General features: G+C 64.3%; 7 protein-coding genes. 1 reads left to right on the top strand and 6 read right to left on the bottom strand.

Translation table 11 applies throughout. The features are described 5' to 3' along the window. Nucleotides 1–2 precede the first annotated feature (2 nt). Both BRAO375_RS14925 and BRAO375_RS14920 read right to left on the bottom strand, forming a co-directional pair. The gene (locus BRAO375_RS14925; RefSeq protein ID WP_035640427.1) at nucleotides 3–974 is read right to left on the bottom strand and encodes an ABC transporter permease; all 972 of its coding nucleotides are present in this window, start codon (nucleotides 972–974) and stop codon (nucleotides 3–5) included. 22 nt (nucleotides 975–996) lie between these two features. Then, nucleotides 997–2874: an AMP-binding protein gene (locus BRAO375_RS14920; protein ID WP_009028296.1), complete on the bottom strand. Its 1878-nt coding sequence runs from the start codon at nucleotides 2872–2874 to the stop codon at nucleotides 997–999. Between the two features lie 250 nt (nucleotides 2875–3124). Here BRAO375_RS14920 and BRAO375_RS14915 point away from each other — a divergent pair, with 250 nt between their 5' ends. Next, a complete protein-coding gene (locus BRAO375_RS14915; RefSeq protein WP_009028295.1) occupies nucleotides 3125–4069 on the top strand; it encodes a helix-turn-helix domain-containing protein in 945 nt (314 codons plus the stop codon). A 480-nt stretch (nucleotides 4070–4549) separates the two neighbouring features. Here BRAO375_RS14915 and BRAO375_RS14910 read toward each other — a convergent pair whose 3' ends face one another. The 4 genes from BRAO375_RS14910 to BRAO375_RS14895 form a co-directional block, all read right to left on the bottom strand. Further along, nucleotides 4550–5485 (bottom strand): DUF2493 domain-containing protein, encoded by a 936-nt coding sequence (locus BRAO375_RS14910; protein ID WP_009028294.1) that lies wholly within the window; start codon nucleotides 5483–5485, stop codon nucleotides 4550–4552. A gap of 324 nt (nucleotides 5486–5809) precedes the next feature. Next, nucleotides 5810–6874 (bottom strand): DUF7146 domain-containing protein, encoded by a 1065-nt coding sequence (locus tag BRAO375_RS14905; protein WP_009028293.1) that lies wholly within the window; start codon nucleotides 6872–6874, stop codon nucleotides 5810–5812. Next, nucleotides 6874–11187 (bottom strand): strawberry notch-like NTP hydrolase domain-containing protein, encoded by a 4314-nt coding sequence (locus BRAO375_RS14900; RefSeq protein WP_009028292.1) that lies wholly within the window; start codon nucleotides 11185–11187, stop codon nucleotides 6874–6876. Before BRAO375_RS14900 ends, BRAO375_RS14905 begins: the two co-directional genes overlap by 1 nt. Before the next feature lie 206 nt (nucleotides 11188–11393). After that, complete coding sequence (locus BRAO375_RS14895) at nucleotides 11394–12257, bottom strand: plasmid stabilization protein (protein WP_244423195.1); 864 nt, start codon at nucleotides 12255–12257, stop codon at nucleotides 11394–11396. Nucleotides 12258–12393 lie beyond the last annotated feature (136 nt).

Below are 12393 nucleotides of genomic sequence, written 5' to 3'. Positions count from 1 at the left end.
AGCTAGATGTCGCCTTGCTGGGCCGTTTCTTCGTTTCGCGGATTCAAGATCGTATCCGTGATCACCGCGATCAGCAGGACGACACCCTTGATCAGATTCTGTCCGGCATAGGGAATATCCAGAATCGTCATGCCGTTCAGCATGGTCCCGATCAGCAGCGTGCCGATGATGACGTTCACGACGCCGCCGCGGCCGCCGGACAATCCAATGCCCCCGAGCACCACGACGAGGATCACGTCATAGATCATGGTCGAGTTGAAGATCCGGGTGGGCATCGAGTTGACGGATGCCGCCATCACGAGACCCGCAAAGCAGCCGATCACCGCCGCAAGCACATATTGCAGCACGACAATCGGGCGCGAGGGAATGCCGGTCACCCGCGCGGCGAACGCATTATCACCGACCGCATAGATAAAGGCGCCCCAACGGGTCTGACGCAACAGCACGAAAACCGCGATTGCGGCGATCGCAAACATCACGATCGATGTCGGAATGCCAAGGATGCTGCCCTGCCCGAGCCGCTCGAATCCCGCCATGCCGTCGCTCCATTGGACGACGTCGAGCTGGAACAGCGCCGCTTGCCCAAGTCCTGCAACAAACAGCCCGGTCGCGAGCGTTGCAAACAGCGGCGGCACCTCCGCATAGGCGATCAGCCAGCCGTTGACGAGGCCGATGGCGACGGCCAGGACGCCGGCGGCGAGCAAGGAGGCGTGCAAGGAGTGACCGTTCTGCACCATTTGCAGGACGAGCCCGCCGGGGACCGCGAGCGATGCAATCAGCGACAGATCGATGCCGCGCCCGATGACGACGACGGCCATCGCCAGGCCGAGAATGCCGAGAACGGCGACGTTCTGCAGCAGGGTCAGCATGTTGTCGGCGGTCAGAAAGCCTTTGAGGAAGATCGAGAAGGCCAGGAAAAGCGCCGCGAAGACTGCGAACACGATCTCTTGTTGGCCAAGCCGAAAGTGCTTCATCATTGCTCTCACCAGTTCCCAGCTATGCCCGCCCGCGTGGCGGGGTCGCGTCAATGCGATAGGTCTGCGGCAAGGCCAACAGGCTCTCTGCAAGCCGGCCCAGCGCGACCTCGTCATTCGTTTCGACCGAAATGCAGACCACCGTGTTGAGCTTGTCGTCCTTGTTGACCTGGATGTCTGCCACGGTTGCAGGACCAAATATCCGATCGACTTCCGTCCGGACCTTCTCCCGAACGGCAAGATCGCGAAGCGTCGGCTTGAAGATCTTGCCCACGGCGGTGACTGGAAGCGCGTCGAGCACCACCACGCGCTTCGGGCGCGCGGGGGGCTCGTGGACATTCTGCTCGAGGTAGTCGCAGAGCCGCGCGAGCTCGATCGTCTGCCCAGGCGACGGCACGACGAAGAGTATCGGCACCTCGCCAGCGTAGGCGTCCGGCATGCCGACGGCAGAGCTCATTTGCACGCCAGGATATGCATTGGCGACATCTTCAATGGCGGCGGGATCGATGTTGTGACCGCTCCGAACAATGAGGTCCTTCTCCCGGCCTGTGAGAACCAGCCGCTCGTCTGCGGTGAGGTAGCCGATATCACCGGTCACGATCCAATCATCGTCGGTCAGGACGCCAACATTGTGCGTGGGATCGACGTATCCGGGGAAGACCTGCGGGCCCTTGGCCAGCACCAGCCCGCTCGTGAGCGGAGGACACTCCTTCCTCAGCTCCGGATCGTCCAGTGCCACGATCTTCGTTCGCGAGAACGGCGCCCTGAATCCGACGCTGCCCCGAAGCGGCTCGCCGCGACCGGGGTTGAATGCGATCGCCGCCGCGGTCTCCGTCATCCCGTAAGTCTCGAACAACCTCACTCCCGTGCTGGCCTGGAAACGGTCACCAACCGCCTTCGGGAGCACCGCACCTCCGGTCAGCGCCATCCGGACCGAGCTGATATCGCAGGACGCGATCGGCACCTCCGCCAAAGCCGCAATGGAGGTCGGCACGCCGCTCACGATCGTCACGCGATGTCGTGCGACGGTGTACCAATAGTCGCGGATGACCTCCGGGGCTCGCAGACCGTAGGGTGAGGGAATGATCACGTGGCCGCCAGCGGCGAGAATCGACAGGCCTGCCGTCATGGTGCCGCCGACATGAAACAGCGGAAAGCCGTTCAGCACGATGTCCAACTCGTCGAGCCCGTGAACCTGGGCAAAGCCCCATGCGGCGTGGATCTGGTTGCCATGTGTCAGGCGGACGAGCTTTGGACGTCCGGTCGTCCCTCCCGTGTGGAAGAGCGCGCACACCGCCCCCCGATCATTTGACGGTTCGAAATCGAGCGCATCTCCGTGCCTCGAAGCGGCTTCGTCAAAGACGGCCATTCGGCCGTTCGCGTCGCGGCTCTCGCCTAGAACAAGGATCTTTTGCAAAGATCCGACCCGCGCCGCGACCTTGTTCGCCTTGTGCCAGATCGCCGGATCATCGGCTTCCGAAGGGATCACGAGCAGCGCTGCATGCTGCGCTTCGAGGAGGTCGACGATCGCGTCCTCGTTCAGCAGATAGTTGATCGAACTCGCGACGCCGGCGACCTGGGCGCCGAGCATGGCGGGAAACACTTGTGGCAGGCTCGGGCAGAGAAATGCAACGGTCGGCCCATCCGGTCTGATGCCGGCTGCCCTGAACAAGTTCGCCGCACGGGATATGTCGGCCAGCAATTGACGGTGCGTGAGGCTGGTTTCGCGGGATTCGCGGGGTATCAGGACGGTCAGTGCCTGCCGGTCCGGATGCAATCGGGCGGTCGCCTCGAACAGGTGGTAAAGATTCCGAGCAGGTACGAGCGCGTCATAGGGCGTCCGCTCCAGCGTCACGATGTCGGCAATGGAGCCGACAGGACGCGTGAACCGCGTCGTCATCGGTGAAGACGGGCCTCCCCCCATTGCTGCGGTCCTTGTAAGGCAGATCGCGTACGCCTGCGCCGGCGCCCGCAACTGCTTCCCCCCGTCTTGTCTCTTAGCTTGCCGTACCGAGCGACGCTTGCCTCGGAGCGCAAAGCTTTTGCATGTCCGCGCAAAGGTGGCTTGCGCGGAGCGGCTTAGCAATTAGAATTGCAGCGCGGTTTCTTGTGCGACGCAAAATGCAATTTGGGCTCGCGATGGATATCCGATGGAGCTCGTGTTCACAACGGAAAGCCTGGAAGCTTCCAAACGCTACGCGGCCTGGCAAGGCGCCATTTGCGACGTCTATGTCCATGTCGACGTCGAGGCGGAGCAACGATCCGACTATCAGGGCTTCATCAGGGAAGCACGATTTGGCGTTTTGACAATGACCGACGTCCTGCTGTCGGAACAGCGGATATCACGACGACAGCGGCATATCGCCAGGCTGGACAAGGATTGCTACTACGTCGAATTCATTCAACAGGGCAAGGTCAATGTCCTCCAGGCTGGCCAGACTCTGAGTACCAGTTCGCACGTCGGTGCAATCTTCTCCGCGGCAGAAGCCTACGATCTGGAGTGCGTCGGGAAGGTTCGATCCCTCTATCTCGAGATCCCGCGCAAAGACTTTTCATTGCGGTTCAGCGAGAACCGTATTCCGGTAGCAATGACCATTGCGACCGGACGCGGTCTCGGCCGGATTGCCGCCGAATTCTGTTCGACATTGGCATCCCAGTCATCGTCCGTTGACGAAGCGGCAAGAGCGCGGCTCGGCGACGAGCTGATGGATGTCCTGGCTCTCGCTCTGGATATGGGCGACAAGGACCAATTTTCAGAAGACGCCACGGCTCAAAAGGCCCGGCTGCGCTCTGTGAAAGCCTGGATCGAGGAGCATCTCACCGACCCCGGTCTTTCGCTTGAGAAGATTGCAAGGAACAACGGGATCTCGCTCAGACATCTTCACTATCTTTTTCGAATGACGGACATGTCGGTGTCGGAGTGGATTCTCGACCGGCGCCTGCAACGATCCTACGATATGCTCACGCGACTCGAGCAGCCCGTGCTGTCGGTGACCGAGGTGGCCTACCAGCTGGGATTCAGCAGCTCCTCACACTTCAGCACCGTGTTCCGGCGAAAGTTTGGGCATAGCCCGTCCGAGCTGCGCCGGCGATAGGCTGATGCGCACCGGCCGAACGGCTCATGAAGCACCCCGCCGTCAGATGGATGTGGTTTGAGCAGATCGATCCCGATCAAGCGAACGCGAACCTGACTGCTCGAGGCATCGACATAGCGAGCTGACAGGCGACACCTGCCAATTTGACCTCAGGCGGAGGTCGCGATGACTGGGGCCGACCGTTGATGCGGTTGAGACCTGCTGCCGCAAATTGATTGGAAATGTCCCGGATCGTGCTCGCAGCCAATCAGTGACGTCGTGCGGACCAGAGGCGACTTCTTGAAATCGTCTGCATCAGCCTCGAAGGGGATGCCCATCTGGCGCCGAGCCGTTCAGCGATTGGACCGAGGTCATGCTGTTTGCACCAGATCGACGTCTGATCTTGCGCCACAAAGCATGTCAGCATCGGTACGGTCACCCATCCAAGGACCGGATAGCGCCGCGCCAGATCGATCGCTTCGAGCGAACGACTGGCGGCGCTCACGCGCCGCCTCGTCCGAAGGTCCAGACGGGAATGCCGAGTCGGCGGGCCTTGTCAGCGAGATTGCCTTGGATGCCGGAGCCCGGGAAGACCATGACGCCGATCGGCACCGTCGCCAACATGGCGTCATTGCGCTTGAAGGGAGCGGCTTTGTTGTGTCTCGTCCAGTCCGGCTTGAAGGCGATTTGCGACACCTTACGGTTCGCCGCCCATTTGCTGGCGATCAGCTCGGCCCCCTTCGGCGAGCCGCCATGCAGGAGGACCATGTCGGGATGCTTGGCATGGACCTTGTCGAGACGATCCCAGATGAGCGCGACGTCATTGAAGTCCGGTCCACCGGTCAGCGCGATCTTGGGGCCTGGCGGCAGCATCACCTCCGTCTCGGCGCGATGCTTGGCAGCAAGGAAGTCGCGGGAGTCGATCATGGCCGCCGTCAGCGTGCGATGGCTGACCTGCGATCCCGAGCGCGGCCGCCACGGCGATCCCGTATGCAGCTCGAAGGCCTCGACGGCCAGATCGCGGAACAGCTCCAGGGCGTTGCGACGTTCGACCAATGACAGTCCTTCCGAGGTCAGGCGCTCGAGCTCGACCGACCGCACCTCAGAGCCGTTCTGCTCGCGCTGGCTCGATCGCTGCGCCTGCTCGTTGTGGTCGAGCTCGCGCTCAATGCGCATCGTGGCACGGTGAAACAGGTTGACCGTTGACCACAACAGCTCCTTCAGCTCAGGCTCGAGGCGTGTCTCCGAGAGCGTCGCGACCAGGGCGTCGAAGATATCGGCGACCGCGCCCGCAATGACCCTGCCCTCCGGCAGCGGCCGCGGATCGGGCTCATCGTCGAAGGGGCGGTAACCGTAGAGCTGGAGTTCGGTCAGGACGTTCTCGGTCGTCGATTGGGACTCGCGCGGCTCACGCATCTCGTCGTGCTGGTCGGACATGTGGATCTCGTCTGTGCTCGGTGACCGCGCCGATCGCGGCCTTCCATAGCGATCTCCAAGACGGCGGGCGGACGGGACCAGAACCCGCTGATCCCGAGCAGCGGGCCGGAGCGACAGCGGAGGATGGCGGTGCGCGGCTATTTTGCTTCGCGATGCAAAGGCCCGCCTGCGGGCCGGCGGAAAATAGCCGCGCAGTGCCATTGCCGGACCGGACCGCGTGCCGTCCGATCGCCTCACAAGAAGGCCCCGGCGCGGCTCTCTGACCGCCCTGACGAGATCCTCTGTCACGGCCACGCGCGGCGAGCGCCGAAGCATTCTCCAGCGTCAAGCCGATGTTTTGACCGCAATCGCGTTCACGAAACGCTCGACATCTTCGGGCAGCAGCTGATGACGCAAGACGTCCAGGAGACGGGTTGCCCCCAGAACACGCAGGTCTTCATTGAAGTCGTCCATGCGAGGGCACAATGCGATCGCCTCGATGCCGGCGTCCAGCGCGCGTGCCGCCAACGTTTCTGCAGCGGCGACGCCTGCAGCATCAGCGTCGACAGCAACATAGATACGGCGCAACGTAGCCGGCCAGTGCAGACCAGCCAGATGGTTGGCCGACAGCGCAGCGGCGACCGGGAAGGCCGGCAGCACGGTACGCAGCGACAGCATGGTCTCGATGCCCTCGCCGGCCGCAAGCACGTCTTCAGCGGTCCCGAATCGAACGGCATGACCAAGCAGATCGCCCATCGCCCGGCGCGGGGTATCGATCGGCGCCTTGCCGAGCCTGCGATCGTCGAAGCCATCGGGATCGAGCCAGGTCCGATGAACGCCCGTGATGCGCCCCATGAGGTCGGTCACAGCGGCAATCAGAGCGGGCCATGTCTCGACGACAGCAACATCGTCCGGCCGGTAGAAGCAGCGCGGATGAAAGCGCAGTGCGCCAATGCCCACACGCGGGTCGATTCCACGACGAGCAAGATAGGCTTCGCCGCGCGTGCCGAACAGCGGCTGCCCCATCGCATACAGCCGGCGAGCGGCTCTGGCGGTGTCGCGAGGGCGGCGGTCTGCCGCGGCCTCGGTCGGCGGCTCCTGCCGCCGTCCCGGCAGCTTCAGGAAACGCCGCGCCTCCTCAGCAATCTCACGAAAACTGTGCAATCCGCACGTCGCCCCGATGATGTCGAGCAGATCACCATGCTCCCCGGTCGCAGCATCCGTCCATTTGCCGGCCGCCCCCTTCGACGAGGCGTGCAATCGCACAAACAGTGATCGACCCCGCGTGTTGTTGACGTCGCCGACCAACCAGTAGCGTCCCTGACGCTGACCATTGGAGAGATAGTGACGGCACACCGCCTCGGCCTCACGCGCAAGGCGGCGTGCCAGTTCGGACGCGTCGTCCGACATCACGACGGCTCCCGCCCGCGGACCTCAGCAGGCGGAAACTGCTCCAGGATCCTGGCCAGGATCGCCGGGCCGCTTGCGTCGGTCGGCACAAACATGCGCAGCTTCCACGAGATGATCTCGCCGATCAGCCCATAGGCTTTGAGACGATCCCGCAGGCCCTCAGGGAAGCCCGAGAGCTCGATCCGGTGGGCACCCATGACGCGCGCCCTCCGCAGCTGCAGGCCCCCGTGGAGATCGAGGACGTGGCCGTCATGCAGCACGGACGTGAACGCATCTTCGGGAGCCACCGAAGGTCGCTCCGCCGACACTGCGGTGACCCAACCGAGTGGCACCTTGCGGCCGATGATGCGCTCGCCCGCGTCGGTTTGGAGCAGGTAGACCCGCGTGGACTCCTGGGGCAGGCGCTTCCAGATCGGGAGCAGGAGCCCGGTGACCAGATAGATCGTGGTGATCGTGAAGTCCGGAATGGACGCGAACTCCGCGCTCCAGCCGACCTTGAACTGCTCGCGATCTGTCTCGATCCAATCATGCTCGGCCAGTTTGGCGAGCGGCAGGGTCTGACGTCCCATCGGTCCGATCAGATGGACGCGCCGCTCGATCTCGCCATCGTCGAGCAGCCAGCTGGGCGCCGGCACCTGAATCGCCGCCCGTCCGGAGCGACCATTGCGGAGCGGAACGGCACGGCGCTGCAGCAGCCGCTCCAGGGCCTCGTCCAGCGGCATCGGCCGGTTGCGATCACGCTGGGTGATGATGGCCAGATGAGTTTCGGCACCCGTGGCGGGATGGGCGTAGATTGTGCGCCGCTCCTTGACGACGAAGCTCTCGGCGCGAAGGGTCTCCAACCCGGCTTCGTAAGTCCCCGACGCAATCGCGCCTTCGATCCGCGCCGCGAGCAACTGCTCGAACACCGTGAACAGGATGTTCTGCAGCTCGATTGTCAGCGCGAGCAGCCGGTTCAGAAATGTCGTGATGGACGGCAGCTCGTCGCGCAGGCCGTTCTCATCCGTGAGCTTCAATCCCGTAGTCTGCTCGAAGCGCTGCAGCGAGCAGCTGCCGACCTGGCCGCGCGCCAGAAGTCCATAGAGCTGCCGGAGCGCATCGCGGGCGTGCGGGCTCTCGAGGTTGTCCTCCGGGCGGAACAGTCCCTGCCCGCCGGTCTGGCGCTGGCCACGGGTGATGGCGCCCAACGTGTCGAGCCGGCGCGCGATCGTCGACAGGAAGCGCTTCTCGGCTTTCACGTCGGTCGCGAGCGGACGAAACAGCGGTGGCTGCGCCTGATTGGTGCGGTTGGTCCGGCCAAGCCCCTGGATTGCGGCATCCGCCTTCCAGCCTGGCTCCAGCAGATAATGCACCCGCAGCCGCTTGTTCTTCGCCGAGAGCTCGGCATGGTAGCTGCGGCCTGTGCCGCCGGCATCCGAGAACACCAGAATGCGCTTCTGGTCATCCATGAAGGCCGCAGCCTCAGCAAGGTTGGCGGAGGTTGCCCTCGTCTCGACCTTCATTCGATCGCGGATGCGAACGATCCGTCTCGATCTGCCAGTGACCTCGGCGACCACGTCCGTCCCGAAGCGCTGAACGATCTGGTCGAGCGCACCCGGCACCGGGGCGAGCGAAGCGAGATGCTCGATCATCCGATCGCGGCGAGCAGCCGCTTCGCGGCTCTCGACCGGCTGGCCGTCGCGTATGACGGGACGCGACAGCAGGTTGCCCTCGCCATCGGTGAACGGCTCGTAGAGCTGAACCGGAAAGGAATGGGCGAGATAGTCGAGGACATATTCGCGAGGGGTGATGTCGACCTGGACGTCGCCCCAGTCCTCAGTCGGGATCTCTGCCAGCCGCCGCTCCATGAGAGCTTCGCCGGTGGAAACGATCTGGACGACCGCGGCGTGGCCGGCCTCGAGATCGCGCTTGATGGCTTGAATCAGCGTCGGCGTCTTCATCGACGTCAGGAGGTGTCCGAAGAAGCGCTGCTTGGCCGTCTCAAAGGCCGAGCGCGCCGCCGACCTGGCCTGAGCGTTCAGCGTACCGGTTGCGCCAGTGATGTTGGCCGCCCGCATCGCGGCCTCGAGGTTGTTGTGAATGACCGCGAAGGCATCAGCATAGGCGTCGTAGATCCTGACCTGCTCATTCGTGAGCCGATGCTCGAGCAGCTCATATTCGACGCCCTCGAAGGACAGCGAGCGCGCGGTATAGAGCCCAAGGGCCCTGAGATCTCTGGCCATCACCTCCATGGCCGCGACGCCGCCCTCCTCGATCGCCGCCACGAAATCCGCCCGCGTCGCAAATGGAAAATCCTCGCCGCCCCACAATCCGAGCCGCTGGGCATAGGCGAGATTGTGGACGGTCGTCGCACCGGTCGCCGAGACATAGACGATACGGGCATTGGGCAGCGCGTGCTGTAGCCGCAGGCCGGCGCGGCCCTGCTGCGAAGCGGCCTGCTCGCCCCGATTGCCCATGCTGCCCGCAGCATTCTGCATCGCGTGGCTCTCGTCGAAGATGATCACGCCATCGAAGTCCCGTCCTACCCAGTCAACGATCTGACGGACACGCGAAAGCTTCTCGGCCTTTGCGTCGATCCGCAGCGTGGCGTAGGTCGTGAAAAGGACGGCCGCATCGAGCCGGATCGGCGTCCCCTGGCGGAAGCGCGCCAGCGGCGTGACCTGGAGCCGCTCCATTCCGAGCGCTGCCCAGTCGCGCCGGGCGTCCTCGATCAGCTTGTCGGACCTGCTGATCCAGACGGCCCGGCGCCGGCCCTTCAGCCAATTGTCGAGCAGGATGCCGGCGACCTGACGGCCCTTGCCGGCTCCCGTGCCGTCCCCGAGAAACCAGCCACGCCGGAAGCGGACCGCCCGCTCAGTATCCTCACTGGCCGCATGGACCTGATCGAAGGTCTCGTCGACCGTCCAACAGCCGGCGAGGAATCCGCCATGCGCCTCGCCGGCATAGATGAGACTCTCGAGCTGAGCGCCGGACAGCGCGCCTTCGGTCACGATCCTCGCCGGAAGATGCGGCCGATAGGATGGCCTTGGCGGTCGGACGGAGGCCATCGCCGCCGACTGCACGAGCTTCGTGGGATGAGGCTGCGCGCCCGGAATTCGGATCGACTGCAACTGATACGTCTCGTAGAGCGCGTCAATCAGGCGAGGCCTTTCTTCGCAGACCTCATCCACGATGTCATAGACAAGCTCGCAACCCTCGGGCTCACTGCAGGTCGGCAACGGAGAGGGGCACGCGAGATTCAGATCGCGTCGATCTCTCGAAGGAGGACTTGCGCGCCGGTCCGCCCGAGCCACGAAGCGGCCGGCCGTTGGCAGCCGCTGCGGCACGCGCGCCGTGATCCACCCAAGCAATGTCCTGACGTCGGGTGCCGTCCCGGCCGACCGCGGAAACACACGCGCATCCGGTGCCGGGCGCTTGTCGATCACGAGCATCCGGGTCGCAGTCGTCGTGCCGTGCCGCGTATAGACAACGCCATCGATCGCAGCAGAGAACACCAGACGACTGCGCTCCTGCAGCTGCACGAAGGCATCCGTCCAGGCCGGATTGTCGGGCGCAAGGCTGGCGGCCGTGATGGCGACAAGCCGCCCACCTTCCTCAAGCCGAGCAAGGGCCGACGAGACATGGCGCAACGCCGTATCGGCCAGTGGATGGTCCACGTTCGCGGTCGCCGAGAACGGAGGATTCATCAGGACCACGCTTGGCAGGAGGGCCGCATCGAGATGATCATCGATCTGCGCGGCGTCGAAGCGGGTCACAGTCAGACCCGGGAACACCAGATCGAGCAAGGCGGCGCGACTTGCAGCGAGCTCGTTGAGCAGAAGCGAGCCGCCGGCAAGCTCTGCAAAGACGGCCAGGATACCTGTCCCCGCCGATGGCTCGAGCACGCGATCGGTGGACGTCACCTGCGCCGCCACGGAAGCGGCGAGCGCCAATGGCAGCGGGGTCGAGAACTGCTGAAAAATCTGGCTTTCGAGCGAGCGCCTGGTGTGGCTCGGCAGAAGAGCCGCGACCTTTGCGATCATCGGCAGCATGGCCGAGGGAGTGCCTTTGCTGACCTTGATCATCGCTGGACCGTGCTTGACGAGGAATAGCACGGAGGCGATCTCACAGGCCTCGTAGGCCATCTTCCAATCCCAACTTCCATCAGCGTCACTGGCGCCAAACGCGGTCTGCATGGCCCGACGCAAGCCCTTGGCATCGATGCGCTCACCCCGCGTGAGACTTGGCAGCAGCAGCTCGGCTGCTCGAAGGACGGCCTTGGCGCGTGCAAGCAGCGCAAAGGGCACGGCCAGGCAATTCGTCTCGGTGATCATGTCGAGGAACCTTCAAGAGGAGCGGAATGCGGAAGAGCTCCGCCGAACGCTCTCTCCGATCCGGCGGCCTCGCCCGCGCTGCTCCGCCTCTCTCCCTCTCCGCCCGGTCGACCAGACCGAAGCCCAACGGAAAAGCCCGGCCGATCTGACCGGGCTTCCATCTTCGGCTTCTTCAGATTGGCGATCAGCCGGATCGGCGAAGCTGTTCATTCCGCAACGACGATCTCCTCGACTTCGTCGGCGCCTTCCGCCGCCTCCTCAGCTTCACGGAGGAAGGCCGGCAGACTGACGGTATCGCCGCCCTCGGCCGTCTGCGTCACCTCGGTCTCCGAACCACGCAGCGGCTCCGGCAACCACCGGCTGCCCTCGAGCAGTCGTTCGGCTTCGCGCGCCATGTCCGGCTTCTTCAGATGCTCGATCAGTTGTACCGCAGCCTCACCCTTCGCTTCGCGGACCGCCTGCAGGATGCGGTGCTTGGGGACGCGACCGAGATAGGTGTCCACCGTGGGCTTCCAGCCGGCACTGATCATGTCGAGCCCGACGGCTCGCGACAGACGATCAGCCTGTTCGAGGCGCCCGTGGACGCCATGGGCGGACAGGCGCCCTTGATGCATCCGGCTGGCCGGCTCGAAGATCGCGTTCACCGCCTGCGCGGCACAATGCGCGAACAGCTCGGCCTGGACAGACCCGTCCATCGCGATCAGAGCCGCCCAGAGGTCCTTGTCACTCGCCGGCAGCCTCGCTTTCCAATCCCCATGACGGGCGGCGATCGCTTTCGCCGGAGTGCTGTCCTGCAGGCCCGGCGGCTGCGCCGGGAAGCTTGGCGTCCGCAGCGAGATCTCCAGGCAGTTGAGCGTCGAACCGGCCGGATAGAATGTTGCCAGCACGAGACTATGCAGCACCGCCTGGAACGCGATGGACGGCTCTCGGCCGAGAGCCTCGCGAAGGGCCAGGGTGCGATAGGCCGAGAGCTCGCTGAGCAACCGGTCAGGCAACGGTCGCTCGATATCCTCCGCCTCCTCGGCACCTTCCTGCTCGCGATGACCAATGACGATCGTCGCCGCCGGCACCCTGCCGTCCAGATCTGGAATGCCGGTCGCATTGTCCCTCTCGTGACCAGCTCCGGTGTCCGGCTCGTCCTTCGACACCACGACCTCATCCTCGGTTCGGACGAAGCCACGGGCGACGTGCAGCTGGCCTTCGGAG

Source organism: Bradyrhizobium sp. ORS 375 (assembly GCF_000239775.1).
GTDB lineage: Bacteria > Pseudomonadota > Alphaproteobacteria > Rhizobiales > Xanthobacteraceae > Bradyrhizobium.
The sequence above is the reverse complement of the archived record's forward strand: the minus strand, read 5'-3'. Positions and strand labels throughout refer to the sequence as shown.

Coding starts and splice junctions, on each gene's coding strand:
- BRAO375_RS14925 (WP_035640427.1), bottom strand. CDS start 974: ATGAAGCACTTTCGGCTTGGCCAACAAGAGATCGTGTTCGCAGTCTTC.
- BRAO375_RS14915 (WP_009028295.1), top strand. CDS start 3,125: ATGGAGCTCGTGTTCACAACGGAAAGCCTGGAAGCTTCCAAACGCTAC.
- BRAO375_RS14910 (WP_009028294.1), bottom strand. CDS start 5,485: ATGTCCGACCAGCACGACGAGATGCGTGAGCCGCGCGAGTCCCAATCG.
- BRAO375_RS14920 (WP_009028296.1), bottom strand. CDS start 2,874: ATGACGACGCGGTTCACGCGTCCTGTCGGCTCCATTGCCGACATCGTG.
- BRAO375_RS14905 (WP_009028293.1), bottom strand. CDS start 6,874: ATGTCGGACGACGCGTCCGAACTGGCACGCCGCCTTGCGCGTGAGGCC.
- BRAO375_RS14900 (WP_009028292.1), bottom strand. CDS start 11,187: ATGATCACCGAGACGAATTGCCTGGCCGTGCCCTTTGCGCTGCTTGCA.